This is a genomic window from Pedobacter suwonensis, assembly GCF_007833675.1.
Lineage (GTDB): Bacteria > Bacteroidota > Bacteroidia > Sphingobacteriales > Sphingobacteriaceae > Pedobacter > Pedobacter suwonensis.
Map to the genome: position 1 here is coordinate 3228343 of NZ_CP031708.1, position 25778 is coordinate 3254120.

The following is a 25778-nucleotide window of genomic DNA, read 5'->3' on the forward strand; positions in this document are numbered from 1 at the left end:
GATTTTATCGTTTAGTGTAGATATTTGTTTGAATGTGAGCGATTGCTGCAGCATAGAACCAAACCGAAATAGAATCCCTGATGAATAAAAATTTCCGTTTTTCCTTAACGTTTCTCCTGCTCCTCTCCCCTTTGTTTTCACTTGCAAATTTCGATTTTAACAGCAACTGCTTAAATGCTTATAAAAGCATATTCGAATTGAAGTTGGGCAATGCGAGGGCTTATATCTCTACCGAAAAAAAGCAGCATCCCAATAATTCCATTATTCCGCTTCTGGAAAATTATGTTGATTATTTTACCGTACTTACTTCAGAAAGCAAGGCTGATTTTGACCGTTTGAAAGGAAATAAATCTAAACGTTTGGATCAGATAAGCGACGATGATAAAAATTCGCCTTACTACCTGTATGCGCAGGCAGAAATCAATTTGCAATGGGCGCTCATCCGAGGCCGTTTTGGTGAATATTTTAATGCCGCCATGGAAGTTAAAAGAGCAAACAATCTGTTACAGGATAATAGTAAGAAGTTTCCAAATTTTCACCTGAACTTGAAAGGTTTGGGATTGATTAACGCAGTATTGGGCAATCTTCCTGACGGGGCTTTAAAAACAGCACTTTCAACATTCGGCATTAAGGGAAACCTGCAGAGCGGATTGAATATGTTCGAAAAATTGGCTGATAACCTGCCAAAATCATCTTACGAACCTTTTTATGAAGAAGTGGTGTTTTATTATGCCTACGTTTTAACCGATGTGGCGCATAGCCCGCAGGCATATGCTAAAACCATGAGGTACACCGAACGGATTGCCGATACCAGTTTGTTAAAAAGTTATCTGCAGAGTTATGTTTGCATTAAAAACGGGCATAGTGAAGAAGCAATTTCTATTTTAGCAAGACGACCAGAGGGAGGTGTTTATCAGCCTTTTCCTTATCTGGATTATTTGGAAGGAATTGCACATTTAAATAAACTTGATCTTAATGCAGGCACCTATTTTAACCGGTTTTTGCAGACTACAAAGGGCGTAAACTTTGTTAAAGACGCCTACCTTCATCTGGGATGGATTGCGCTTCTGAAAGGAGATAAAGGAACATATGCGGCATTTGCCTCCAGGGCAGTTAAAAATGGTTACACTTATATGGAAAAGGATAAGCAGGCCAAAGCAGAGGCTTCGGCAGCAGTACCGAACATTGATTTGTTAAAAGCCAGACTGTTGTTTGATGGTGGTTATTTAAACAGGGCCTTACAGGTAATTGATAGCAAGAAGGCAACAGATTACACCAGCGATAGAGATAGAACAGAACTCCATTACCGTTTAGGTAGAATTTACGATGATTTAGGGAAAGATGATCAGGCCTTAACCGCCTATCAGGAAACGATTGATGAAGGTAGAAACCTGAAATATTATTTTGCGGCGAACGCTGCTGTACAAATGGGTAAGATTTATGAGAGAAGGAAAAATATAGCGAAAGCAAAAGAGGCTTTCAATACTGCGATTGCCATGAAAAACCATGAGTTTGAAAGCAGTATTGAAAACCAGGCCAGGGCCGGGTTAAAGCGGTTAACCAATTAGAAGCGGTATATAAAAGCATTAATGTGCATGCCCGCCCCTACCGAAGCAAATACCGCTATATCACCAGGCTTAACATTATAGCCTTTAACTTGGCCTTTTAATACCAGGTCTAGTAAAGTTGGTACCGTGGCAACAGAACTGTTTCCTAACCACGAAATCGTCATCGGAACTAAGTTTTCTGGTACGGTATCTTTTCCATAAAGTTTGAACAAACGTTTCATGATTGCAGTGTCCATTTTGCCATTGGCCTGGTGCACAAATACAATATTGATATCATCAACACTTAAACCTGCTTTGTCGATAGCTTTTTTGATTACCTGCGGAACCTGGATTACCGCAAATTCGTATAGCTTGCGTCCGTTCATTTTCAGGTAGAAGTTTCCGCTGGTCTCATCAGGATTAGATCCTTTACCCATGGTGAGCAAGTTACTATGATGAAGTGCATGCGTTTCTGTCTTGTGGGCCAATATTCCTCTTTTTTCGGCTGCTTCTTCTGCTTCGAATATCACGGCTCCGGCGCCATCCGAAAAGATCATGCTGTCACGGTCATGCGGATCAATAATCCGGCTTAGGGTTTCTGCACCAATAACCATAACCCGTTTGGCATCTCCGCTTTTTATGTAATAATCAGCCTGTATTGCACCCTGAATCCATCCCGGACAACCAAAAATGATATCGTAAGCAACGCAGTCTGGATTTTGAATACCAAGTCGTTGTTTTACCTTTGAGGCTAAAGATGGCAGAACGTCAGTGCGGTTACTGCCCAAAGGGATGTCTCCAAAATTATGGCAGAATATAATATAATCTAAGGATTCTTTATCAATACCTGCATTTTCAATGGCATTTTCTGCTGCTTTTGCGCCGATGTGATGACTTAACTGATCAGGACAAGCGTAACGACGCTCTACAATTTCTGTGATTTCTGAAAATTTATGAATAATTTCAGAATTTTCTTTTTCAAGTACATTTCCATTCTCAAAAAATGTGGAGTTCAAGAATTCATTACCTGAAATAATATTTTGTGGAATATAACTCCCAGTACCGGTTATTACCGTATTTATTGCTTTGCTCATAATTATAATACCACATACTAAAACGGTATGTAGTATAAAAATACCACTTATCTTCCGTAATTGAAAATATATAAAAATTTAGCGTAGCTTATTCTCAAGCGCAAACTTCAATAACCCTGCTTTTCCGGTTACATTTAGCTTCTGTGCCATATTCTTGCGGTGGGTGTCAACCGTGTTCAACGCTATAAATAGTTTTTGGGCAATCTGTTGTGAGGAATAATCTTCGCTTATCAGTTTTAGTATTTCCATTTCACGGGCTGTTAAGTTGTGGCTTTTTTGAAAATGATCACCATCGTTAAATACAGATGAAGCAAGTCCATCATTTTTTGCTTTTTGAAAGTATTTTTTGCCCTGATGTATACCCGTTATTATTTCAAACAGGGTTTCTGCATTGGTATCCTTTTGTACAAATGCTTTTACGCCTATATTCTCAAGCTTAGCTGATAGTTTGCTTGTATAATACATGGACAATGCCATTATTTTTACAGAAGGAAACAGCTGAGTTACTTTCTCGGCAGCAATTTCACCATCCAGAACGGGCATGTTTAAGTCGAGGATTAAAACATCTGGCAGCTGGTGATTGAGCAGGTGCAAAATTTCTTTTCCATTTGCGGCCATTCCGATTACCTTAAAGTTTGATTGTCCGGAAAGGATTGCAGATAGGCCTTGCGCAAAAAGTTTATGATCATCTGCAATCATAATTGTTATTGGGCGTTGTTGTATTGTGTCCATTATTTTAGCGGAATATCAATTGTTGTAGTTGTGCCATTTTGATTACTATCGATTTGGATTTTACCGTTAAGATAATTTACTCTTGATAGAATATTTTGGATGCCTAAGCCCTTTTTATCTACATCGGGATTGAAGCCAATGCCGTTATCTTCTGCCATAATACTAATGCGGTCGGTAAATGATAAAATCTGTATGGTTGCCTTTGAGGCAAAGGAATGCCTGACGATGTTATTAACCAGTTCATTAACTATACGGTATATGGTAATCTCAATGCCCCTATCAATAGGATTTTCTACCTGAAAAACAAATTCAAATGCAATTTTACTAGAATGGTTTAAAGTTTTAAAATGTTCATTTAAGGTTTCAATCAGGCCAAATTGTTCAAAGTTTTTTGGCATCAGGTTATGCGATATTTCTCTTAAGTCTGCACAGGCCTTTTCGATCATGTCAATGGTTTGATCGTAAAACATGCGGTCATTTTCGGCAAGTTTTAAAACCTTGTGTTGAAAAGCAGTAATATTTAATTTTATGATAGATAGTGTTCCGCCCAGGTCGTCATGTAAATCGCGGGCCAATCGCGTTCTTTCGTCTTCCTGAGCATTGAAAATACCATCAGCCAAATCAACCTGGTGCCTGCTTTTTTCTTCGAGTAAGATTTCTTTTTCTTTTTTAAGGAAATTATAACGTTGTGTTAGTGCAAATGAAAGAAAAATGATTTCGGCCGTTAAACCTACCACCAGGCCATTTGGCTTTAATAGATTAAAGTTGGTAAGCCCTAAAGTATTAAAAACATAATTAAACACGCCAAACAATAACATCAATGTGGCAATAAGATAATACCAGCCTAGCTTATAGCCTGACCTTATTCTTTCTACCACACCAATGATCATCACGATTACCGTAAGGAGTGCAAGAAAATTGTTAATGTAAAATACCGTTTTTTCTAAAATAATAAATGATTTAAAGAACATAAACAACGGAATAATGAACATGGCCCAGCAGAATCTTTTATAATAGTTTGTAAAACGGTATAACTTACTGTTTGTACTGTTTTGATTTACAAACAGCTGCATTACCTGAATTAACAGGCCACAGCTTAATGATGCCATCATTAACCGCATATAATCCTGTAAACCGGGCAAATTTGGATAAAACCATTGGAAAGCCAGCCCTTCTTCTTCCAGGATAAAAATTAGTGTGCAAAAAATATAAATCGCATAGTATAAATGGATATTATCCCTGAGCGAAGCAAAAAGCAAAAGGTTAAAGATCACTGCAAAAACAAAAATGCCAGTATAAAATCCAAATAAGGTGTGCTGCGGAATTTCTGCCTGTATCATCTCAACGTCGCGTCCGATAGACATCGGCATATACATATTTTGGCCCCTTTTATCGGCCCACAAATAAAAGGTCGCTTTCTCATGGGGCAAAAGTACAATTGGATAAATAAAGCTTCTGTTGTAATACGGCCGTTGTTTAAAAGGAAAGTGATCGCCGGTTAAACCTAATGGATGAACATTTTGCCCTTCATCTACTTTAAATAACCGGAGCTGGTTGATGCTCGAACTCTGTTCCTTAAACATCAGATTTACAGCCTGATCAAGCGTGTTTTTTATATCAAAGGCGATCCAGTAATAAGACTGCGAGTAACCTTTACTAAAAACTTTTCCAGGTGTTAAAGGGATCAGTTTACCGGCTTGCTTATATTTTATAATAGAGTCGATGGTCAGGTTTAGGTTTTTGTCCTCATAAAAATATCCGTGTTTGCTGATACTGAATTTTTTGGCCGTATCAATTAAAATAGGATTTCCCTGTTGTGCAGCACATAAGCAGGCTGTCAATAATAATGCAGTTATCAGGAAAAATTTATTCATTGATGAGCGAATTGTCGAAAAGTTGCGGTTAATATTTCTATAAATATAAGATATAAAACAGGTACTGAATATACCGGTTAAAGGGTATATAAACTACCTGGACTATCAATTACATTTACATCAAACCAAACCACTTAAAACATAAAACATTCCTTAACAAATGTTCTTTTCGAGTTTGTCGTAGACCGGCAGATGCCTGGGCATTCGAGGTAGTTATTTATTATTTGTCATTTAAATTATGCTATTATGAAAAACAAATCACTTTACTTTTTAACGGGAATAGCCTTATTCTATTTTTCATGTGCAAAAATCTGCATTGTTCCGCCGGTAAACACCACCGTAGGCGGAGCAGTAGTTTCTTTCGCATCTTCTAAAATTCCTTGTAAAAAAGTCCCTGAATATGAAAAAGCAGTTAAATTATCGATCAATGCCATCTATTCTCAAATGTTCGAAACCGAACTTGAAAATTATATAAAAGATAGCATTGGCAACGGACCCCATGAAAAGGCCTGGAAAGGATTGGTAGCGAAAGATATCGTGGATAAAATGCGAAAAGAAATTAATGGTGAGTATATAGAAACTTATGGTGGCGCGATCGGGTGGTTTCGTTATGCTTTTTATCATAACATTGCTTATGATGGCACGGCAAATGGTCCGATTTTACTAAACAGAATTCCGCTAAGACATCGTAATGCAGCTAGCATTGCCAATACAATTGCCCATGAAACAGCCCATAGGATAGGATTGATACACCCTAACAGCGATATTGATCTCAAAATAGCTTACAAAGAACCACCTTATGTAATTGGTGCTATTATAGAAAACATTTGTTCAAGGTGATAACAAAGTTCTTTATCCAGTAATCTTCTCAAAAAATAAACATGAAAAAGTTCGCCCTCATTACGTTGATAATTTTTATCTGCAACAGCGTCAAAGCGCAAGATCAGGATTCCGTCAGATCAGAGAATATACGCTATCTTAATTTAAGATACGTTGATTTTTACAGACAAAATCATCCACTATCCTATATTGCCCCTCTGGGCGAAATTGGGTCAAAGAATAAATATATATTTACGTCAAGACTAAGTACTTCTTTTATGATCCTCGGAACAAAAGGATCTAGGCTTGCTGCTGCATTAATACCAGACTTCACCATTAGGATGCTTGATATGAAGTCTAAGCCTGTATATACCCCAGATTTTAGAATAGGAGGTTCTCTTTATTACCGGCTAAATGCTGATGAAAATAATTATAAATATGCAACACTGGGTTTTATGCATCACTCAAACGGGCAGGATACTACTCATAGGCCAGTTGTAGGTACTCTAAATTATAAAGATTGGGATTTTTCTACGAATTACATTTACGGGAGATACAATTGGGGCAAAGTTAAAATGGATAGCAATATCATGAGATCATCAACAAATCATCAACTAGAATTTAAATCAAACGGGTTGTTTGACTTCGATGACGTGATAAAGGGAGATTATGGTTTTACAAGGCTCGGCTATAGTTTTTCTTATCGGAAATATTCCTATTTCTACGATCTTTTCACTAATGCTGATCAGGAGGATAATGGTAAGCGATTGTCTAAAAAAGAGGATGATCAAAAAGGTTGGCTAAATAAAGAGAAGTTCAGATGGAACCTGGAAGCATCTTATGCAATAAATAAATATGATCACTACAACTTATTAGCTGTTAAAAGAAGATTAAATATTGAGGCTACAGGGTATTATTCACTCTCTTGGATGCGCCAAACTGCATTTATGTTAGCTGCTGGATATTATGGAGAAGACCCTTACAATATTTATTTTAAGGATAAATATGCATGGGTAAGATTTGGCATTGCTGTGGGGTTTCTAAAATATACCGCAAAGGCAAGCGGAAAAAGATATGAAACGCAAGGCCTTAACTAAAATCATCAATTAAAAACACAAAAAGCTCTTTGGGGCCATGAGCGCCCAAAACCAGTGTTTTTTCGATGTCTGCCGTTCTGCTTGGCCCTGTAATATTGCTGATCATGGATGGAATTTGGTTGCCATATTTGTTCTTCAATAACAGAAAGGCATCTTTAAGATCTAAAACCAACTGACTGGTCTTAGCAATCACAATATGATGGTGTGGAAAGATGCTGAGCCTTCGTCCTGCAGCGCCCTGGTTAGTTACCATTACGCTTCCATTACGGGCAATTAAGGCTTCACAAAGGGTAATACCAACTTCAGCTTGCTCAAAATCCTTATCGGTTTGGTAAAATGGAAATTCGTATTTGCTTAAAAACTGCTGTAGTTCTGGTTCCCAGCAGTATATTTTTCGCCATTTAAACTTATCAGCCAGATGCAGCATATTTTCAAAAAAGTCGATCCCGTCTTCGCAGAAGATAAAATTACCAGATATTGCCGTAAGCTGTTCGGCAAATAATATCTCAAGCTCATCTGTATTTGTTTTATACAATGGACTTTCTTCTAAATTAGGATAGGGATTTTCGCGCTTCTCTAATAGTGCTTTCCTTATCTTTTTCAGTATTTGTTCTTTCGCTGTCGTATTATCCTTCATTATAAAAAAAAGCTACCCTAATGGTTAAACCAGGGTAGCAAATGTAATAATAGAAATTATTTATTTAAGCTTCAACGGGCTTAATGTGTCCGGGATTTCCGCTTTCTCCTTGATTTTCGAATAATCTTTTACCGAAAATCACTTCTAAATCATCTTTAAATAAAACTTCTTTTTCGATCAGGATATCTGCCAACTGGATCAATTTATCTTTATTTTCTTCCAATAATTGAATTGCCCGCTGGTATTGGCCTTCAATTAACGCTGAAATTTCTTTATCGATAGTTAAAGCGGTGTCTTCAGAATATGGTTTTGAGAAATTATACTCGTTCTGACCAGATGAATCATAATAAGTAATGTTTCCTAATTTATCGTTCAATCCGTAAATGGTAACCATTGCTCTCGCTTGTTTGTTTACTTTCTCCAGATCGCTAAGCGCACCTGTAGAAATAGTATCAAACATTACTTTTTCAGCTGCCCTACCACCCATTGTTGCACACATTTCGTCGAGCATTTGATGAGGGCGAACAATTAAGCGCTCTTCTGGAAGGTACCAGGCTGCACCTAAGCTTTGTCCACGCGGAACAATTGTAACCTTAACTAGAGGCGCAGCATGTTCCAGTAACCAGCTTACAGTGGCGTGGCCAGCCTCGTGAATCGCAATTGCACGTTTTTCGCTCGGGGTGATGATTTTATTTTTCTTTTCTAAACCACCTACAATTCTGTCTACAGCATCTAAGAAATCTTGCTTATCAACCGACGATTTGTTTTTACGTGCTGCAATTAGCGCCGCTTCGTTGCAAACATTTGCAATATCTGCACCTGAGAATCCTGGCGTTTGTTTAGCTAAAAACTCGGTATCAAGCTCTTCCGATTTTTTAAGCGGCGCAATGTGTACCTCAAAAATCTGTTTACGTTCTATAACATCCGGTAAATCAACGTAAATCTGTCTGTCGAATCTACCCGCCCTTAATAAGGCTTTATCTAAAACATCAGCACGGTTTGTTGCTGCTAAAATGATCACATGTGTATTGGTACCAAAACCATCCATCTCAACCAAAAGCTGGTTTAAGGTGTTTTCACGTTCGTCATTTCCACCCATAACACCGTTTTTACCACGGGCGCGACCAATAGCATCAATCTCATCAATGAAAATGATACAAGGCGATTTGTCTTTTGCCTGTTTAAACAAGTCGCGAACACGGGATGCACCAACTCCAACAAACATCTCTACAAAATCAGACCCTGACAGAGAAAAGAAAGGAACCTGGGCTTCGCCGGCAACAGCTTTAGCCAATAAAGTTTTACCTGTACCTGGCGAACCTACCAATAAAGCACCTTTAGGTATTTTTCCACCCAAATCGGTATATTTTTTTGGGTTTTTAAGGAAATCTACAATTTCCATTACCTCGGTTTTAGCTTCTTCCAAACCAGCAACATCATTAAAAGTGATGTTTACCTGGCTTTCTTTGTCAAACAGTGTCGCTTTAGATTTTCCGATACTGAAAATCTGGCCACCACCACCAGCACCGCCACCCATTCTGCGCATCATAAAAATCCAGAAACCGATTAAAAGCAATACAGGTAAAATGATGCTTAAAAACCAGCTTGCCAACGGATTGCTGCGGCTGGTTTTTTCTGCCAATATCCTTGGTTGGTTGGCTGGAAGGTCTTTTTGCGAATCGGCAAGTTGTTTATCCAGTCCATCCATCGTTCCGGCATTGAAAAACACAACGGGACCTGACGCATTATTTACGTTAAAAGTGCTGTTGCTTTTATATGGATCGTATGTTGGCTTTTTCAGGCTGTCTTTCTTGATATATACCTCTACACGCACTAAATCATCAGATTTATAAGCAACAACTTTTTGCACGTCGCCTTTGAGCAACATTTGTTGTTCAAATTTCTGGTAGGTTACCTCTTTACCCCATCAGTAGTAAATAAAAACTGTGCAGCAATAATGGCTATAATAATGGCCGCATATACCCAGAAAATATTAAATTTTGAACCTTTTTGTGGTTTTTTAGGAATGTTTGGGATTCTTCTTCCCTGTTTTTCGTTATTATTTTGATTGTCGTTCATTTGTCTTTGTCAAAATGGTTCTATTAGGTTATGCGCTTTGAAAATTTGTGCTTTCTGCATCCCCCCAAAGTTCTTCTATGCCATAAAAGTGGCGCTTTTCAGTTTTAAAGATGTGCACAACCACATCGAAATAATCAAGAATGATCCAGTCTGCTGATTCGAAACCTTCCTTATGTCTTGGGTCGGCTTGAGTGGCTTTATATATTTCTTTTTCTACACTATCGGCAATAGCTTTAACCTGGGTAGCAGAGTTGGCGCTCGCTATAATAAAGTAATCAGCCACTGAAGTATGAATATTTCTAAGATCTAACCGCACAATATCTTCTCCTTTTTTCTCTTGTATGCCGTGAACGGCCAGTTCAGAAAGATATGTAGAAAGGGCTACTATTTTCTTTTTTACCATTAAAATGCTTTAATTTTGGAATTACAATATTATAAATTCAACACTTGCAAAATAACACTTTTTCAACACTATTTGTTGGTCAAAATTTAATCAAATTAAAAGAAGTTGATTCTACTAATAACTTTTTAAAAATTTTGGTGTCAAAATCCGAGCCATTAGTAGAAGGCACTGTAATTATGGCAGACCACCAGTTTGCCGGAAGAGGACAGCAGGATAGTGTTTGGCAAACACAGGAAGGAAAAAATATCAGTACCAGTATATATTTAAAGCCTTCTTTTTTGCCGCTTGGAAAGCAGTTTTACTTAAATATGGCCGTTAGTTTGGCTGTTAGTGATGCTTTATGCTGTTTTATACCGCAAGGTATAATGGTGAAATGGCCTAACGATATCTACTACCTGGATAAGAAATTAGGAGGGATATTGATTGAAAATACACTGACAGGCAGTACTTTTAAATCATCAGTGATTGGCATTGGCTTGAACGTGAATCAATCAGAATTTGCAGAGAGCATCAGTGGACGTGCTACTTCGGTGATTCAAATTTTACAAAAAGAGGTTCCCTTAATGAATATTATGGATAAAATATTCATATTTATCGAAAAGTACTACCTAATTTTGAGGGCAGGCAAATTCAGTATTTTACAAAATGATTACCTTACGAAACTATATAATTACGGAGTTGCTTCGTTATATAAGCATAACGGCGAGATTTTTGAAGGAACGATTGAAGGAGTTGAAGATAATGGCAGGTTAAAGGTTGATACAAAAAATGGCTTAAAAATTTTTAACTTTAAAGAAATTGAATTTATACACACAAAATAAAACACAAATGAAAAAATCACCCTGGTGCTTTCGATGGTACTTTTTACCGTTGTTGGTGCATTTGCTCAGATCGAAAAACCGGTAACTTGGGCATACTCCGCAAAGAAAGTAAGTAAAACTGAAGCTATAATTTATTTAAAGGCTACGATTGATGATAGATGGCATATTTATTCTCAAAATGTAAAAGACGGAGGACCTGTAAAAACCACTTTTACTTTTTCCCCATCAAAAGATTTTAGTCTTGTAGGTAAAACAATTGAGCCAAAAGCAATTGTTAAGTACGAAAGCACATTTAAAATGAACGTAAGTTACTTTGAAAAATCAGTAATTTTTCAACAAAAAATTAAGCTGAACAAAGCAACAACTGTAGTTAAAGGTGTGGTAGAGTTTATGGTTTGTAACGATAAACAATGCCTTCCGCCAGAAGAAGTGGAGTTTAGTGTTCCGGTTAAATAATTGACATCAAAATGTTTACAGGCAGTCCCGAATTTTTGGGACTGTTTCTTTTTAAAGTAAAATCTACAAGGTGTTGTGGTTTAAAAAAAATCGTTTCTAAAATTATTCTTAATTTCACGGTTTCAAAATACACACAAATGAAAAAGGTTTTATTATTGTTCTTAATGGCGGCAACGTTTATTGCATGGCCAGCCGTTAAGACCTACGCAACGGTAACACAGGATACCATAGCAACAACTCCTCCAGATGATATCGTTTTTACTGAGGTAGGCTCTGCACAAGATAGTGCCGCCAATAAGCAGGTAAAAACAGAAAATGATACACTTAAAAAGGATGCGGTTAAAGAAGTAAAAGCTCCTGTAGCGGGAAAAGATGCTCCTAAACAATCGCTTTGGGTAACCTTTGGTTTGGGGCTTTTGGCGGGTGTCGCCGCGTTTTTCCTTCCATGTATTTTTCCGATGGTACCGCTTACTGTTGGTTTTTTTACCAAGAGGGCCGAAAGTAGGGCAAAAGGCATCAGGAGTGCCATTATTTATGGTTTATCGATTATTGTCATTTACGTGGGTTTAGGTGTAATCATTACCTTAATATGGGGCGCCAGTGCACTGAATGAAATTTCTACAGACGGATTTTTTAATATTTTTATCTTTCTGATATTAATTATTTTTGGCGTATCGTTTTTAGGTGCTTTCGAAATTACCCTGCCAAGTTCATTTGTGAACAAACTCGATGCAAAATCTGATGCTAAAGGTTTAAGTGGAATCTTTTTTATGGCAGCAACCTTAGCGGTTGTTTCCTTCTCTTGTACAGGACCATTAATCGGAACTTCCTTAGTCGCTATCAATACCGATTTATTAACACCTGTTATCGTGATGTTCGGCTTTTCGCTGTCATTGGCATTGATCTTTACCATGTTCGCTATTTTCCCGAGTTTAATGACGGGGCTGCCAAAATCAGGTGGTTGGCTAAACTCCATTAAAGTTTTTTTAGGGTTTTTGGAATTGGGTTTATCACTGAAATTCCTTTCAACAGCAGATCTGGCTTATCATTGGGGAATATTGGACCGTGAGATATTTTTAGCTATATGGATTGTACTGGCTTTAATTTTGGGCGTTTATTTATTGGGGAAAATTAAGTTCTCTCATGATAGTGACCTCCCTTATGTTTCTGTACCAAGACTATTCATTGCAACGGCAACTTTTGTATTTGCTATTTACCTCATTCCGGGTTTGTGGGGAGCGCCTTTGAAAGCTGTAAGTGCACTGGTACCTCCGCTCTCTACGCAGGATTTTGTAATTGGACAAGATGCCGGAGGGGGATCAAACCAAACGGCAACAACCAATCATGCTAAACGTAAATATGCTGATTTTCTTCATATTCCGCACAATATTGATGGATTTTTTGATTATGAAGAAGCTTTAGCCTATGCCAAAGAAGTAAAAAAACCGTTATTTCTTGATTTCACAGGACATGGTTGTGTAAATTGCCGCGAAATGGAAGCGCGGGTTTGGTCTGATCCCAGAGTGCTAAAAAAATTGAAAGAAGATTACATTGTGGTATCGCTTTACACTGACGACAAAACCAGTTTGCCGGAAGCAGAACAATTTGACTCTAAAATTTTAGGCACAAGAGTGAATACCGTTGGTAAAAAGTTCAAACATTTGCAGGCAGAGAGATTTAATACCATTTCGCAACCATATTATGTGCTTTTGGGTACTGATGAAAAAGAATTAGTTTCGCCTCCTATTGGGGTAGAATTTGATATAGATAAATATTTGCAATACCTGGATAATGGATTATCTGGATTTGCCAAGAAATAGACAAATGAATAAGATTAAGAATATTGGCGTTTTAACCTCTGGTGGAGATTCGCCAGGCATGAACGCCGCAATCAGAGCGGTAGTTAGAGGCTCTATTTATTATGATATTGAAGTAACCGGATTTCTCCGTGGATATGAAGGGTTGATCAACAATGATTTTATTCCGATGGACCGTAAGTCGGTGGCCAATATTATTCAGCGAGGTGGAACTATTTTAAAAACAGCCCGTAGTGAAGCTTTTAGAACGGTAGAAGGCAGGCAAAAAGCTTACGAAAACCTGAAAGGAAATGGAATTGATGCCTTAGTGGTAATCGGTGGAGATGGAACGTTTACGGGGGCCAATGTTTTTTCCAAAGAATTCGATTTTCCCATTGTGGGCTTACCTGGTACCATTGATAATGATTTGGTAGGTACCGATTTCACTATTGGATATGACTCGGCTATTAATACCGTTGTTGATGCGGTAGATAGGATCCGAGATACGGCAGAATCACATGACAGGCTTTTTATTGTAGAGGTAATGGGCCGCGACTCTGGATTAATCGCTTTAAGAAGTGGTATTGGTGTTGGCGCTGAGGCCATCATGATCCCTGAAGCAAATATGAATGCGGATGATATTTTGCACAAGCTGGAGCATAGCCGTAAAGATAAATCATCAAAGATTATTATCGTTGCTGAAGGTGATGATACCGGTGGTGCCTTTAAGGTTGGTGAAATTTTGCAGGAAAAATATCCACATTACGATACCAAAGTTTCAGTTTTGGGGCATATTCAACGTGGGGGTAAGCCAACTTGTATGGACCGCGTATTGGCCAGCCGCTTAGGCGTAGTTGCAGTTGAGGGTTTAATTCAGGGTGAGAGTGGTGTAATGGTCGGACAGATTAACCGGGAAATTGTTTTTACCCCTTTTGATCATGCAATAAAGCATATTAATGCAGAGAAAGTAAGTTCTAAATGGCTGAAATTAATTGACATACTTTCGTTTTAAGTGAAAAACGTTTAAAAGAAAAGTCTTTCCCGCACCGGAAAGACTTTCTTGTTTTTTGCTTAGTTTTCGCAATAAGCAAATTTTTTAGTCTGCTAAAATTACCGCAGTACCATTGGCGCTTACCATGAGCATGCTTCCACCGCTACCAACGGTTTCATAGTCTAAATCAACCCCAACAATGGCATTTGCTCCAAGTGCCGCTGCATATTGCTGCATTTCATTAACAGCGGTATCTTTTCCCTCTCTTAAAACGCGTTCGTACGAACTCGATCTCCCTCCTACTATATCTGTTATTCCTGCAAATAAATCTTTAAAAATATTTGCACCTATAATGGTTTCTCCAGTTACCAAACCAATATATTTTATAATTTTTCTGCCCTCAACTGTAGGCGTTGTGGTTACTAGCATAGTTTAATTTTTTTATCATTAGAGCAAATCTTTCCAGAAATGTTACACTTTTCGAAATGTAAAGGTTTGGGGGCTTAATGCCTAGATTGTCATTGCCAATCGAAATGTAACGGAATAAAGAACGCTATAGATTTCTCTGTTGCAGCTTATAAAAACTGACCATGGCAGGAATTATAACAGTAATCCTGCTATTTCTTCCCAGTTATTTACACGCTCGTATTCGGTTACCAGTAAATTATGTGGCGAGGTAAACAACAATGGCCTGCCGGCAAAATTTATAAAGTTTTTAGTTCGGTCGTCAATGATGATATCAACATTCACAATTTTATTTCCGCAGAACATGATGTGTTGCCAATCGATAAAAGGGAAATGTTCGGCCAGCCAATCGTATTTATCAACCAATGAATTCCGGAACTCCATTGCTGCCGAAACGATGTAAACATCGTATTTCTGTTGTAAAGCTTTAATTACCCTTTGGCTATCGGCTATAACGTCAAGATCTCGGAAAAAACCAGGCTCATTAATATACTCGAACCATTTCTGATTCACATCTTGTGGAACATGATGATAGATTTCATTTCCAGCGTCAATTTTTAAGTCTAAAGGAACGTTAAAGTCCCGGTTATAAAGTTTAATAAATTTTCCAACGGCATCGGCAATCACCTCGTCCATATCAATCGCAATTCTTTCCATTTGTATCTGCAAATATTTGGGCGTAAATATCCTGAAAACAAAGAAATTAAACTATGTTTTTAATTTCCAGTATTTTAGTTATCTTTGCAGCCCCGCAGTATGAAGCTCCGGGAACTATGTTGAATACATAAATACAAAAGAAAATGGCAACTAAAATCAGATTGCAAAGATTTGGTAAAAAAGGGAAACCTTTTTTCCACGTTGTGGTAGCAGATTCCCGCTCTCCACGTGATGGTAAATTTATTGAGCGTTTAGGTTCTTACAACCCAAATACCAATCCTGCTACCATCGAAATTAACTTCGAAAAAACTTTAGCTTGGGTTAACAGTGGTGCACAACCTACTGATACTGCTCGTGCTATCCTTTCTTACAAAGGTGTTTTATACAAAAAACACTTAGAAGGTGGTGTTAAAAAAGGCGCTTTGACTCAAGAACAGGCAGATGAAAAATTTGCAGCTTGGTTAGATGCTAAAGCAGGTAAAATTTCTGGTAAAACAGAAGGTTTAGCTAATTCTAAAGCAGATGCGCGTAAAGCAGCGTTAGCAGCAGAAGCTAAAAAGAAAGAAGATAGAGCAGCAGCTATCGCAGCTAAAAATGCACCAGTTGCAGAAGAAGTTGTTGAAGAAGAAGCTCCAGCTGTTGAGGCTGAAGCAACTGAAGAAGCTCCTAAAGAAGAAGGCGCAGAATAGTTTTTAATTATTTTGCCTGATAAAATAGCGTTCCGGTTACCGGAACGCTATTTTTTTAAACAAAAATGTCATCCTGAAGTACGAAGGGTCTTTCTAATTATTAAAAGATCCCTCGTGCATCAGAATCAAAATGCAAATTATCATGAAACACGAAGAAGCATTTTATATCGGTTACGTAACCAAAACGAGGGGTTTAAAAGGAGAAGTTCAGGTATTTTTTGAATTTGATGAATACGAAGAACTTGATTTTGATGTGGTATTTGCCGATATGAATGGCAAACTAGTACCCTATTTTGTAGCATCGGCAAAACTGCAAGCCAATAAAACAGGTTACTTCAACTTTGATGATGCTGATCATATCGATAAAGTGCAGCCGCTGTTAAAAAAGAAATTGTACCTGCCGCTGTCGCAGATGCCCGAACGCGAAGAAGGTGAATTTTTCTATACCGATTTTAAAGGTTATTTAGCGATAGATGAATCTTTAGGCGAATTAGGCGAAATTCTGGAGGTAAACGAATATCCACAGCAATTTGTAGCTACGTTGATGTATAAAGGAACTGAAGTGCTGTTTCCGCTAAATGAAGATTTTATTGTTGAATATGATGAGGATGAAAAGATCCTCACACTTAGTTTGCCCGAAGGTTTGCTGGATGTTTACCTGGAAAAATAGAGCGTGCAATAAAACAATTAATTAGATATAGATCTAAATCTTTATATTAGCTATATCTAATTAATTCTTTATGTTTAAGAAACGATCTAAAGCTATTGCGCTGCTTTTATTGGTGGCTTCATTTCAAGCCTGCACCACACAAAAACTATCTTTGAAAGCCAACAAGCCTTTTGTTGGGATTTGGCAGAATGTTAAAGAAACAGGTTCTTTTATCACTTATACCGAAGATGGCCATTTTTACAACAGCTATAAGGAAGGTGATAGCCAGGTGATTACCCACAGTGGTCATTATAAAGTGATTGGCGATGGCGCCTATTTACTTGATATTACCTACGAACTGCCTAACCGAAAGTATGCGCTTAAGGATCGCCAATACATCAATCATTATGTTTTTGGAAAAGATATGAAGAGCGTTAAGCTTTCTGGTGTTGTGTATAGTAAATCTGGGCCGGATACACTCAAGTGGGAAGAAAATATGGTCGAAGTGAAATCATTTTAGCGCGACAATAAACCTAAAATTAATATGAGAAAAGCCTTTAAATTCGTTTTTGTTGCCGTTCTTTTTTTCTTAAACTCAACTTGCGTTAGCGCCCAGGAGAAATCAGCTTTATCTGATTTTGTTGGGGCATGGGAGTTTGTAAAGCCAACTGGCCAGGCTAATGCTCCACAGCTGCCATTTTTATCAACCCTCAAGGTGTTTGATACCATGGGTAACTGTCTCCAGTTGAAAGTAACTGAACAAGGAGCGGTGGTGTGGCAAACCGCTAAAATTGAAGTAGAAAATGAGAATTTTATAAAAGAAAGTGTTAGTTATTCTATCAGTGCGCCATTAAACAATACTGTTTCCAGTTTGAAATTTAAGTTTTTTGATGGGCCTGACGGTAATCGGTACCTTGGTATAATGGGTGGTGCAAAACAAGTTGACGGAAAAGAAACTTACCAGTGGCAGGAACTATGGCGGAAAGTAGACAAGATAAAAAAAGGCTAGATATCTGTCTTGGTCAGGAGTGCTATAACGCTAAATATTAGTCAGTTATTTTGAGAATATACACAGGTGTTGATCCCGGTTCGGCTTATTTACATTTGACCGTTAAAAGCCTTACCTTTGCCCCATGCGTTTCGATATCATTACAGTTTTACCCGCTTTATTAGAAAGCCCTTTTGCCCATTCTATATTGCACCGTGCACAAAAAAAGGGCATTGCCGAAATTGTTGTGCATAACCTGAGAGATTATGCCACCAACAAGCAAAAAAGTGTAGATGATTACCAATACGGCGGTGGTAGTGGTATGGTAATGAGCATCGAACCTTTTGCTGCCTGTATCGAAAAACTTCAGGCAGAAAGGGAATATGATGAGGTAATATTCATGAGTCCGGATGGTGTTACGTTAAACCAGAGCATGGCCAATGAGCTATCTATAAAAAAGAACATCATTATTTTGTGTGGCCACTACAAGGGCATAGATCAGCGTATACGGGATATTTTCGTAACAAGAGAGATATCTGTTGGTGATTATGTTTTAAGCGGAGGAGAGCTGCCGGCAGCAATTGTGGTAGACGCTGTGGTACGTTTAATTCCCGGGGTTTTAAATGATGAGACTTCTGCCCTGTCTGATAGTTTTCAAGGCGAACTGCTGGATGCGCCGGTTTATACCCGCCCTGCAGATTGGCGTGGACATAAGGTGCCTGATGTTTTATTGAGCGGCCATGAGGCAAAAGTGAACGAATGGAGGCATGAACAGGCTTTAGAACGGACCAAAGCCCGTCGTCCTGATCTTTTGGAATAGAAGCAATTAACACAATCAAATGTGGAATTCATTAAGAATGTGGAAAAAATTAAAATAGGTTTTTTTTTATCGAAAATAATCCCTAATATTGCAATCCGATTTTCACGGGATGAAATATCGATTTAATAGCTTAAAATCATGGATTTAGTAAAATTTGTTGAAGAGCAGGCCATCGCGAAAAAAGATTTTCCTGCGTTCAAGTCTGGCGATACAGTGAGCGTACACTATAAAATTCGCGAAGGTAATAAAGAACGTGTTCAAATTTACCAAGGTGTTGTAATACAACGTAACAGTGCAGGTGCTAACGAAACTTTTACTGTTCGTAAAATGAGCAACGGCGTTGGTGTTGAACGTATTTTCCCTTTTAGTTCTCCTAACATCGAGAAAGTTGAAGTGAATAGCTATGGTAAAGTTCGTAGAGCGAAATTGTTCTATTTACGTGCTTTAACCGGTAAGGCTGCTCGTATCAAATCTTTGAGAAAATAATATTCTTTATTATAAGATATAGCCTTCACGATTAATTTCGTGGAGGTTTTTTTGTTTATACCTTTGTTAAATGTTAGACTCTGCTTTTTTCAATCAGGTTTTTTGGGGCAATACCATAAAGGATTATTTCCTTTTCGGAGGAATACTTCTTTTCGGCTTGGTTTTCAAAAATATCGTCTCTAAGCTGTTAAGCAAGCTGCTTTTTAAGCTTTTCAGGAACTTTTCAAACCAATCACATGATGAAGCTTTTGTGGCACTGCTGGTAAAGCCAATAGAGGTTTTCATTCTGTTAACCACGCTTTATCTTTCAATCAACCAGTTGAAACACCCTTTAGAGGTAACTGTATTCCATTACAGCAAGTTAATCGGAAAGGTTAAAGAGTCTATACCGGTATCTATTGGCGATTGTATCGACCGGATATTTTTGTTTGGCATCATCCTATCGTTTTTTTGGATTATTTTAAGGATAATTGATTTTATTACCCACGTGTTGTTATTTAAAGCATCGCTTACCGCAAATAAGTCTGACGATCAATTAGTGCCTTTTTTAAAAGAATTACTTAAAACAACTGTAATTTTTATCGGTTTTTTCACGCTGCTGGGTTTTGTTTTCGAAGTTAACGTGTTAACCCTGATCACCGGATTGGGTATTGGTGGTATTGCCATTGCTTTGGCCGCGAAAGAGAGCCTGGAGAACTTGATCGGTTCTTTTACCATATTTTTAGATAAGCCTTTTGTGGTGGGCGATCTGGTAAAGGTTGATGGTGTAGAAGGTACTGTAGAAAAGGTTGGTTTTAGGAGTACAAGGATCAGGACTTCTGAGAGAACCATGGCTACCCTACCCAATAGGGGTATGATTGATGGGGTTTTGGAAAATCTCTCCTTGCGAAATTCGCGTAAGGTATCATTTGTAATCGGACTTACCTACGAAACCAGTTCTGATTCCTTAAGAAAAATTATTTCCGAAATCCAGGATTATATCAACAACCATGAAGGTACCAGCGATGATGGAAATGCCTCTTTTAAAAGCTTTGGCGATTCAAGCCTGAACGTGGAAATCAATTATTTTGTAACCGTACTTGATTCCGTTGAATTCCTGAAAATCAGGCAGGAAATTAACCTGGAGATTATGGAGATCGTAGTTAGGAATAAATCGGATTTTGCTTACCCTACACAACGTTTAATCAGCGACAGGCCACTCGGTAACGCCGCAACAGAAAAAGAAGTGGGTAATGATGCTATGGATTAGTTCTGATCATTTCCACAAACCGCTGCGTAAATTAAAGAAATTGCCATATAGAAAGTACAACGGATAAGGGAAAAAGTTGCTTTTTTAGAAAGCAAAGCCTGTGATAATGATTAAAGCTTGCTCCTGCTATCCACTACAAGTCCTCTCTCGATGAAAATCGGGATCAGGGCTTTCCGTTGCTATCAGGTTTAGGTGGATTCTTTAGTGTTTTAAAATCCCTTTCAGTTGCCGTGGTTGTATCATCACATAACATCGTGTTAATCAAATGTGAATCACAAAAAAACCGTCACGATGCAAAATCGGGACGGCTTTTTATACCTTTATTTAACACCCTTAACTTAAGGTTGCCAGGGTAGTGATCCCACCCTTTACAACCTGGTTTAGCTCTACATTAACTTTGGTGCCTACCGGAAGAAAAACATCCACCCTTGATCCAAATTTGATGAAGCCAAACTGTTCGGTTTGTACCACCTGATCGCCTTCTTTAACGTACCATACAATTCTGCGTGCTAAGGCACCTGCAATTTGACGGAACAATACTTGCGTACCGTTTTTATGTTCAACAACGGTGGTCGTACGCTCATTTTCAGTAGAAGATTTTGGATTCCAGGCTGCGAGGTATTTTCCAGGGTGATATTTGAAAAATTTCACTACCCCCGAAATCGGATTACGGTTGATGTGCACATTTACGGGCGACATAAAAATCGAAACCTGTAAACGTTTATCTTTAAAATATTCGCCTTCTTCCGTCTCTTCAATTACCACAACTTTTCCATCTGCAGGGCAAATCACCAGATTATCGCCTGAAGAAAAGCTGCGGCTCGGGTTGCGGAAAAATTGCAGCACAATAATAAATAAAGCAGCGGAAAAGATATAGATAAACCAGCGCAACCAGGTAATGTCATGGTATTTATAATCGACTATGGCGTTGATTACGAAGATAAACAATATGCTTAAGGCAATAGTGGTGTAGCCTTCTTTATGTATGGTCATTGTTTTAGAAATTATAGGGCAAAGGTGCGAAAAATAAATTAATCCAATCTAAAAATTATGCGCCCGTTGCTCTGTAAATATCTGTCAGGTTTCTGCCAAGGCCATTATAATCCAGCCCGTAACCCACTACAAATTCATTAGGTATTTCAAAGCCAATGTATTCTAAGGCTTCAATTTCGTGTTTTAAAGCACTTGGTTTAAGCAAAAGAGAAGCTACTTTAACGGAAGCCGGATTTTTTTCCTTTATCGTTTTTAAAATATGTGTTAAAGTCAGGCCTGTATCAACAATATCTTCCACAATAACAATATCTCTGCCTTCCAGATTATCTGGCAATCCGATCAGTTCTTTTACATTTCCCGAACTTGCTGTTCCTTCATAGGATGCAACACGCATAAAAGCAACTTCGCAAGGTATATCGATCTCTTTAATCAGGTCAGCCATAAACAGGAAGCTGCCATTTAGCACACCGATGAATAAAGGGCATTTATTCTCATAATCTACATTCATCTGGATACCCAGCAAGCGGATTCTTTTGTTTAAGGTATCATTTTCTAAAAATATCTCGAATTCTTTATCCTCTACTTTTATTTTGTGCATGCTGCTTTGTTATTGTTTGAAAAAGGTTTTAATGTTGGAAAGTTGTAAGGTTTTTGTCGGTGATTGCTTTATTGTTGGGTTGTTTTGCGAATTGACAACCGCTAACTGAAAACCTGTTACCCAAGTTCAGTCTTCAGATGCGCAACTCAAAACTACTGCTCCAGGCTCTTTTCCAGTTCCTTCTGGCGTCTCCGTTCTTCCCTTCGCTCCTGCCTCAACTGTTTTTTTGTCTTGGTGGTATCGGCCGGAGCGTTCATCTGCTTATTGTTGGTGGTATCTTTTTTAGGGTTGCCACCAAAGAGACGTTCGAAGAAGCTTTTATTTTTATCATGAACAATTACAACCGGCAATCCATCTCCATCATCATCGAAAGCAGAGGTATCAACCACGGCCGTGTCTGGAGCCAGGTAACGACGCAAACCTTCCCTTAAGCGAACATTATAAAAGCCGTAACCTGAGGTATCGCCAGGCGTTAAACCTTTTCTGGCCATAATATTGCCCATAAACCTGAAATAGTTGAACATATAAGGTTTCAGGCTGCCATCGGCCATAAATTTATACATCGAAGCTTTTGGTTTGGGAACAATACTGGCAAGAAATAATCCTTCACCAATGGTTAAATCTGCTGGTTGCTTTCCAAAATAATACCTTGAGGCCTCCCCTATACCATAAATGTTTTGCCCCAGCTCAATAATATTAAAATATACCTCCAACATGCGTTGTTTACTGATGAGGCGGTTATGCTCGATAAGCCAGACAATTAAGATCTCTTCGGCTTTACGGGCCAAAGTTTTCTGACGGCTTAAGTACACATTTTTCACCAGCTGCATGCTGATGGTACTGCCCCCGCGCTTAAATTTCTTTTCCTTAAAATTTACAGCGATTGATTTGCGGATCGATTCTTCCACAAAACCATTATGGGTAAAAAAGGAAGGATCTTCTGCCGTTAAAACGGCGTTGATAAAATTCTTTGAAATGGCAGATAAGGGTGTGAAATTCGGGTTTGACGGGCCAATGGTAATATCGCGCATCGGCTTGCCATATTCATAGGGTGTATAAACAAAAGTATTGTTAATTTTTTGCAGATTGGTTTTGCCCCACTGCAAGATTTTAAAATTGACCGGTGTGAGTGTAGAGTTGAAGCGAACACTGTCGGGTACCTTGGTATCCAGGTAAAAGTTAAGGCTGTATTTAACCTTACCTTGAACTTTTAATCCTTCCAGCGATTCAAACAAACCTTGTGGAAATGCATCTAAAACCGCTTGTGCATCCTGTTCTTCGGCATTGAGCTTTAGTTCATATATTTTGTTTTTCCCTAAGGTATATTTAACAAAAGGATGGATCTGTGCATTTTTTAAATAGGCTGTGGAGGTGCTGTCTAGGGCAACGTAGTTAGGTCCGACCAAAATATCGGCATCCAGTTTTGCGCTTTGTACAATAATATCATTTGATGCGATACGGGGCTGATTGATCAACATATTTTTAACTGACCAGGAGCCCGATATCTTATAATCATCGCCACTATATTTGGCATTTTTTAATTCAGTTTGTAACGTGTCGAAACTAAGCCTGGCGTGTAATTTATTGTTGAGGTAAGGCAATTCCAGCTTTTTTCCATCGGCATAGGCTAAAAAGTTTAACTTTTTACTTCCCGGATCAACATACCCATTGACATGCCACGTAGATTCGTTGTTGTTTACGTCAATGGTTGATTTTAAATCTCCTCCATCAATTGTTGCAGTGGTTGCAAAGCTCAGTTTGGCTGTATCATGATCATTTAGCTTAAAAATCATATTCTTCACATCCATATCGTCAGGAATTTTATATAACACCTGATTTAAAATGTTGCTGGCAATTTCTGATAAATTTGCTTTTTGATTGGTCTGAATGCTGTCTTTTTTCTTCCGTTTTAAGATGAAATCGATATTAGTGGTCGAATCTTTTAGCACTACATTCACATAACCTTCCTTCAGTTTTATTTCCGAAAGTTTTACGTTGCCGAATATTAAAGGAAAAAGCTTAACGCTAACACTCAGCTCATTAATGTTTGAAAGGGTATCGCGTTCTTTAGGAACGACAGAAATATTGGTCATTTTAACGGTGCTGAACCCGGCAAAATCTGCTGATCCGATTTTAACTTCCAGGTTATAATCTTTGTCGGCCTTAGCGATTGCTTTGGCCACCATCTTTTTAAGAAGCGCTTCCCTTTTGCTGTAGGCTACGGCTCCAAAAGCAATACAAACAACAACAAAAACACCTAAAAACCAGGCTCCGATTTTCAAATATTTTTTGGGGATCTTAATTTTTGGCATTCGCATATAGTCGTTAAAATGGTTAATTGCTTAAACGTAACAATTAAATGTTTATTTCGTGTTAAAATTACAGTTAAAAAGCCTAAATAAAAGTATTTGTGGCTATGTTTTGTTAATTTTGAATTTAAATTAATACCATGCAGATTAGCCCGCAACAAGTTTTAGATGCGCTTAAAAATGTTGAAGATCCCGATCTTAAAAAAGATCTGGTTACTTTAAACATGATCAAAGATTTACAGATCACAGATAACCAGGTCAACTTTACATTAGAGCTTACCACGCCGGCATGTCCGATGAAAGAAATGCTGAAAACTGCCTGTACAAATGCCATCAGGCATTTTGTATCAGCCACTGCGGAGGTAATGATCAATGTAACATCAAGGGTTACTCAGCCCAGCAATTCCTCATCATTAGATAACATCAAAAACATTATTTTGGTTTCATCTGGCAAAGGAGGCGTTGGTAAATCTACCGTTGCAAGCAATCTGGCGGTTGTATTGGCTAAAGATGGTGCCAAGGTTGGCCTTATTGATGCCGATATTTATGGGCCATCGGTACCAACCATGTTCGATCTGGTTGATGCCAAACCTGCTGCCGAAGAAACGGCTGATGGAAAGACCAAAATTTTGCCAATTGAAAAGTATGGCATTAAATTGTTATCTCTTGGTTTTTTTGCTGATCCTGGCCAACCCGTACCCTGGCGTGGACCAATGGCCTCAAATGCAGTAAAACAATTGTTTAATGATACCAACTGGGGAGAACTGGATTACCTGGTTGTAGATCTTCCACCGGGAACGGGCGATATCCACATTACCATTACCCAAAGTTTTCCAATTTCGGGGGCGGTAGTGGTTACTACACCGCAACAGGTAGCATTGGCTGATACGCATAAAGGCTTGGCGATGTTCAGAATGCCTGGAATTAATATCCCGATATTAGGCGTTATAGAAAACATGTCGTATTTTACACCAGCCGAATTGCCGGAGAACAAATATTATATTTTTGGAAAAGGTGGCGGTACAGAGCTTGCATCGCGTTTTGATGTGCCATTTCTGGGAGAAATTCCAATTATCCAAAGTATTGCCGAAGCTGGTGACAAAGGAAAACCTGTAGCACTAAATCAAAACCCGTTATTGGATGTTGTATTTGGAGATATTGCCAGTAAGATTGCACAACAGATCTCCATTAACAATGCACAAATCGTGAATTGCTAAAAAATTACTATTTTTATAAATTAAAATATACATAATGAATTTAACAGAAGAAGTAGAACAGGCATTGGAAACTATCAGGCCGTATTTAAAAGCTGATGGAGGGGATGTTTCTGTTGAAGAAATTACAGCTGAAGGCACTGTAAAGCTTAGGCTTTTGGGCAATTGCGGTTCTTGCCCAATGAGTTTTATGACGATGAAATCTGGTATTGAACAGGCCATTATGAAAGCTGTTCCTCAGATTACATCTGTGGTTGCCGTTAACATGGCTGAACAAGAATAAGCTTTAACACTATTTAACAAGGAAGTTTTATT

The 25778-nt window shown here is 38.2% G+C and carries 26 protein-coding genes and 1 pseudogene; 16 read left to right on the forward strand and 11 right to left on the reverse strand.

The window, feature by feature from the left end:
• Positions 1–80: 80 nt before the first annotated feature.
• Positions 81–1568, forward strand: a complete 1488-nt coding sequence (locus tag DV942_RS13215; RefSeq protein WP_145858164.1) for a tetratricopeptide repeat protein — start codon at positions 81–83, stop codon at positions 1566–1568.
• Here the strand turns inward: DV942_RS13215 and DV942_RS13220 are convergent.
• The 3 genes from DV942_RS13220 to DV942_RS13230 all read right to left on the reverse strand — a co-directional run bounded on the left by DV942_RS13220 (position 1565) and on the right by DV942_RS13230 (position 5247).
• Entirely contained in the window at positions 1565–2641 is a 1077-nt protein-coding gene (locus tag DV942_RS13220) for a 3-oxoacyl-ACP synthase III family protein (RefSeq protein ID WP_145858165.1), read from the reverse strand. The genes DV942_RS13215 and DV942_RS13220 overlap by 4 nt on opposite strands.
• 78 nt (positions 2642–2719) lie before the next feature.
• Positions 2720–3373, reverse strand: coding sequence for a response regulator transcription factor (locus DV942_RS13225; protein ID WP_145858168.1), 654 nt, complete (start codon positions 3371–3373; stop codon positions 2720–2722).
• Positions 3373–5247 carry a sensor histidine kinase gene (locus DV942_RS13230; RefSeq protein ID WP_145858170.1) on the reverse strand — a complete coding sequence of 625 codons (1875 nt, stop codon included), beginning with the start codon at positions 5245–5247 and terminating at the stop codon, positions 3373–3375. The genes DV942_RS13225 and DV942_RS13230 overlap by 1 nt, the downstream gene beginning before the upstream one ends.
• 246 nt (positions 5248–5493) lie before the next feature.
• Here DV942_RS13230 and DV942_RS13235 point away from each other — a divergent pair, with 246 nt between their 5' ends.
• A complete protein-coding gene (locus DV942_RS13235) occupies positions 5494–6087 on the forward strand; it encodes a hypothetical protein (protein WP_145858172.1) in 594 nt (197 codons plus the stop codon).
• Positions 6088–6128: 41 nt separating this feature from the next.
• On the forward strand, positions 6129–7163 hold the full coding sequence (locus tag DV942_RS13240) for a hypothetical protein (protein WP_145858175.1): 1035 nt from the start codon (positions 6129–6131) through the stop codon (positions 7161–7163).
• Here DV942_RS13240 and DV942_RS13245 read toward each other — a convergent pair.
• From DV942_RS13245 to rsfS, 3 genes and pseudogenes are all read right to left on the reverse strand, one after another.
• Positions 7156–7800 (reverse strand): LutC/YkgG family protein, encoded by a 645-nt coding sequence (locus DV942_RS13245; protein ID WP_145858177.1) that lies wholly within the window; start codon positions 7798–7800, stop codon positions 7156–7158. The two genes, DV942_RS13240 and DV942_RS13245, sit on opposite strands and share 8 nt — an antisense overlap.
• A gap of 109 nt (positions 7801–7909) precedes the next feature.
• A pseudogene (gene ftsH, locus DV942_RS13250) lies at positions 7910–9879 on the reverse strand (ATP-dependent zinc metalloprotease FtsH); the annotation flags it as partial.
• 28 nt (positions 9880–9907) lie between these two features.
• On the reverse strand, positions 9908–10282 hold the full coding sequence (rsfS, locus tag DV942_RS13255) for a ribosome silencing factor (RefSeq protein ID WP_090981333.1): 375 nt from the start codon (positions 10280–10282) through the stop codon (positions 9908–9910).
• 137 nt (positions 10283–10419) lie between these two features.
• Here rsfS and DV942_RS13260 point away from each other — a divergent pair, with 137 nt between their 5' ends.
• From DV942_RS13260 to pfkA, 4 genes are all read left to right on the forward strand, one after another.
• Positions 10420–11103: a biotin--[acetyl-CoA-carboxylase] ligase gene (locus DV942_RS13260; RefSeq protein WP_244950689.1), complete on the forward strand. Its 684-nt coding sequence runs from the start codon at positions 10420–10422 to the stop codon at positions 11101–11103.
• A 33-nt stretch (positions 11104–11136) separates the two neighbouring features.
• Positions 11137–11559 carry a protein-disulfide reductase DsbD domain-containing protein gene (locus DV942_RS13265; protein WP_145861741.1) on the forward strand — a complete coding sequence of 141 codons (423 nt, stop codon included), beginning with the start codon at positions 11137–11139 and terminating at the stop codon, positions 11557–11559.
• A 137-nt stretch (positions 11560–11696) separates the two neighbouring features.
• Entirely contained in the window at positions 11697–13379 is a 1683-nt protein-coding gene (locus DV942_RS13270; RefSeq protein ID WP_145858183.1) for a protein-disulfide reductase DsbD family protein, read from the forward strand.
• A 4-nt stretch (positions 13380–13383) separates the two neighbouring features.
• Positions 13384–14367, forward strand: a complete 984-nt coding sequence (pfkA, locus tag DV942_RS13275) for a 6-phosphofructokinase (protein ID WP_145858184.1) — start codon at positions 13384–13386, stop codon at positions 14365–14367.
• Positions 14368–14451: 84 nt separating this feature from the next.
• Here pfkA and DV942_RS13280 read toward each other — a convergent pair whose 3' ends face one another.
• A complete protein-coding gene (locus tag DV942_RS13280; RefSeq protein WP_090497467.1) occupies positions 14452–14775 on the reverse strand; it encodes a heavy metal-binding domain-containing protein in 324 nt (107 codons plus the stop codon).
• A gap of 171 nt (positions 14776–14946) precedes the next feature.
• Complete coding sequence (locus tag DV942_RS13285; RefSeq protein ID WP_244950690.1) at positions 14947–15468, reverse strand: 5' nucleotidase, NT5C type; 522 nt, start codon at positions 15466–15468, stop codon at positions 14947–14949.
• 143 nt (positions 15469–15611) lie between these two features.
• Here DV942_RS13285 and DV942_RS13290 point away from each other — a divergent pair, with 143 nt between their 5' ends.
• The 7 genes from DV942_RS13290 to DV942_RS13320 all read left to right on the forward strand — a co-directional run bounded on the left by DV942_RS13290 (position 15612) and on the right by DV942_RS13320 (position 20349).
• Positions 15612–16157 carry a 30S ribosomal protein S16 gene (locus DV942_RS13290; protein ID WP_090981327.1) on the forward strand — a complete coding sequence of 182 codons (546 nt, stop codon included), beginning with the start codon at positions 15612–15614 and terminating at the stop codon, positions 16155–16157.
• 142 nt (positions 16158–16299) lie between these two features.
• Positions 16300–16827, forward strand: a complete 528-nt coding sequence (gene rimM, locus DV942_RS13295) for a ribosome maturation factor RimM (RefSeq protein WP_145858186.1) — start codon at positions 16300–16302, stop codon at positions 16825–16827.
• Positions 16828–16897: 70 nt separating this feature from the next.
• Positions 16898–17326, forward strand: a complete 429-nt coding sequence (locus DV942_RS13300) for a hypothetical protein (RefSeq protein WP_145858188.1) — start codon at positions 16898–16900, stop codon at positions 17324–17326.
• Positions 17327–17350: 24 nt separating this feature from the next.
• Positions 17351–17815, forward strand: coding sequence for a hypothetical protein (locus tag DV942_RS13305; protein ID WP_145858190.1), 465 nt, complete (start codon positions 17351–17353; stop codon positions 17813–17815).
• Between the two features lie 124 nt (positions 17816–17939).
• The gene (gene trmD / locus DV942_RS13310; RefSeq protein ID WP_090981321.1) at positions 17940–18614 is read left to right on the forward strand and encodes a tRNA (guanosine(37)-N1)-methyltransferase TrmD; all 675 of its coding nucleotides are present in this window, start codon (positions 17940–17942) and stop codon (positions 18612–18614) included.
• 138 nt (positions 18615–18752) lie between these two features.
• A complete protein-coding gene (gene rplS / locus DV942_RS13315) occupies positions 18753–19100 on the forward strand; it encodes a 50S ribosomal protein L19 (protein WP_057930964.1) in 348 nt (115 codons plus the stop codon).
• A gap of 70 nt (positions 19101–19170) precedes the next feature.
• Positions 19171–20349: a mechanosensitive ion channel family protein gene (locus tag DV942_RS13320; protein WP_134204443.1), complete on the forward strand. Its 1179-nt coding sequence runs from the start codon at positions 19171–19173 to the stop codon at positions 20347–20349.
• 333 nt (positions 20350–20682) lie between these two features.
• Here the strand turns inward: DV942_RS13320 and DV942_RS13325 are convergent, their stop codons facing one another.
• The 3 genes from DV942_RS13325 to DV942_RS13335 all read right to left on the reverse strand — a co-directional run bounded on the left by DV942_RS13325 (position 20683) and on the right by DV942_RS13335 (position 24252).
• Complete coding sequence (locus tag DV942_RS13325) at positions 20683–21342, reverse strand: phosphatidylserine decarboxylase family protein (RefSeq protein WP_145858192.1); 660 nt, start codon at positions 21340–21342, stop codon at positions 20683–20685.
• Positions 21343–21397: 55 nt separating this feature from the next.
• Positions 21398–21940 carry a hypoxanthine phosphoribosyltransferase gene (gene hpt, locus DV942_RS13330; RefSeq protein WP_145858194.1) on the reverse strand — a complete coding sequence of 181 codons (543 nt, stop codon included), beginning with the start codon at positions 21938–21940 and terminating at the stop codon, positions 21398–21400.
• Between the two features lie 152 nt (positions 21941–22092).
• Positions 22093–24252, reverse strand: coding sequence for a transglycosylase domain-containing protein (locus DV942_RS13335; protein WP_244950691.1), 2160 nt, complete (start codon positions 24250–24252; stop codon positions 22093–22095).
• 137 nt (positions 24253–24389) lie between these two features.
• On the opposite strand from DV942_RS13335, the gene DV942_RS13340 reads away from it, so the two are divergent.
• Entirely contained in the window at positions 24390–25466 is a 1077-nt protein-coding gene (locus tag DV942_RS13340) for an Mrp/NBP35 family ATP-binding protein (protein WP_145858198.1), read from the forward strand.
• A 34-nt stretch (positions 25467–25500) separates the two neighbouring features.
• Positions 25501–25746 carry a NifU family protein gene (locus tag DV942_RS13345; RefSeq protein ID WP_145858200.1) on the forward strand — a complete coding sequence of 82 codons (246 nt, stop codon included), beginning with the start codon at positions 25501–25503 and terminating at the stop codon, positions 25744–25746.
• Positions 25747–25778: the final 32 nt, after the last annotated feature.

Coding starts and splice junctions, on each gene's coding strand:
- DV942_RS13235 (WP_145858172.1), top strand. CDS start 5,494: ATGAAAAACAAATCACTTTACTTTTTAACGGGAATAGCCTTATTCTAT.
- DV942_RS13325 (WP_145858192.1), bottom strand. CDS start 21,342: ATGACCATACATAAAGAAGGCTACACCACTATTGCCTTAAGCATATTG.
- trmD (WP_090981321.1), top strand. CDS start 17,940: ATGCGTTTCGATATCATTACAGTTTTACCCGCTTTATTAGAAAGCCCT.
- DV942_RS13345 (WP_145858200.1), top strand. CDS start 25,501: ATGAATTTAACAGAAGAAGTAGAACAGGCATTGGAAACTATCAGGCCG.
- DV942_RS13270 (WP_145858183.1), top strand. CDS start 11,697: ATGAAAAAGGTTTTATTATTGTTCTTAATGGCGGCAACGTTTATTGCA.
- pfkA (WP_145858184.1), top strand. CDS start 13,384: ATGAATAAGATTAAGAATATTGGCGTTTTAACCTCTGGTGGAGATTCG.
- DV942_RS13335 (WP_244950691.1), bottom strand. CDS start 24,252: ATGCCAAAAATTAAGATCCCCAAAAAATATTTGAAAATCGGAGCCTGG.
- DV942_RS13285 (WP_244950690.1), bottom strand. CDS start 15,468: ATGGAAAGAATTGCGATTGATATGGACGAGGTGATTGCCGATGCCGTT.
- DV942_RS13225 (WP_145858168.1), bottom strand. CDS start 3,373: ATGGACACAATACAACAACGCCCAATAACAATTATGATTGCAGATGAT.
- rsfS (WP_090981333.1), bottom strand. CDS start 10,282: ATGGTAAAAAAGAAAATAGTAGCCCTTTCTACATATCTTTCTGAACTG.
- DV942_RS13265 (WP_145861741.1), top strand. CDS start 11,137: ATGGTACTTTTTACCGTTGTTGGTGCATTTGCTCAGATCGAAAAACCG.
- DV942_RS13320 (WP_134204443.1), top strand. CDS start 19,171: ATGTTAGACTCTGCTTTTTTCAATCAGGTTTTTTGGGGCAATACCATA.
- rplS (WP_057930964.1), top strand. CDS start 18,753: ATGGATTTAGTAAAATTTGTTGAAGAGCAGGCCATCGCGAAAAAAGAT.
- DV942_RS13300 (WP_145858188.1), top strand. CDS start 16,898: ATGTTTAAGAAACGATCTAAAGCTATTGCGCTGCTTTTATTGGTGGCT.
- rimM (WP_145858186.1), top strand. CDS start 16,300: ATGAAACACGAAGAAGCATTTTATATCGGTTACGTAACCAAAACGAGG.
- DV942_RS13220 (WP_145858165.1), bottom strand. CDS start 2,641: ATGAGCAAAGCAATAAATACGGTAATAACCGGTACTGGGAGTTATATT.
- DV942_RS13230 (WP_145858170.1), bottom strand. CDS start 5,247: ATGAATAAATTTTTCCTGATAACTGCATTATTATTGACAGCCTGCTTA.
- DV942_RS13215 (WP_145858164.1), top strand. CDS start 81: ATGAATAAAAATTTCCGTTTTTCCTTAACGTTTCTCCTGCTCCTCTCC.
- DV942_RS13280 (WP_090497467.1), bottom strand. CDS start 14,775: ATGCTAGTAACCACAACGCCTACAGTTGAGGGCAGAAAAATTATAAAA.
- DV942_RS13340 (WP_145858198.1), top strand. CDS start 24,390: ATGCAGATTAGCCCGCAACAAGTTTTAGATGCGCTTAAAAATGTTGAA.
- DV942_RS13305 (WP_145858190.1), top strand. CDS start 17,351: ATGAGAAAAGCCTTTAAATTCGTTTTTGTTGCCGTTCTTTTTTTCTTA.
- DV942_RS13290 (WP_090981327.1), top strand. CDS start 15,612: ATGGCAACTAAAATCAGATTGCAAAGATTTGGTAAAAAAGGGAAACCT.
- hpt (WP_145858194.1), bottom strand. CDS start 21,940: ATGCACAAAATAAAAGTAGAGGATAAAGAATTCGAGATATTTTTAGAA.
- DV942_RS13240 (WP_145858175.1), top strand. CDS start 6,129: ATGAAAAAGTTCGCCCTCATTACGTTGATAATTTTTATCTGCAACAGC.
- DV942_RS13245 (WP_145858177.1), bottom strand. CDS start 7,800: ATGAAGGATAATACGACAGCGAAAGAACAAATACTGAAAAAGATAAGG.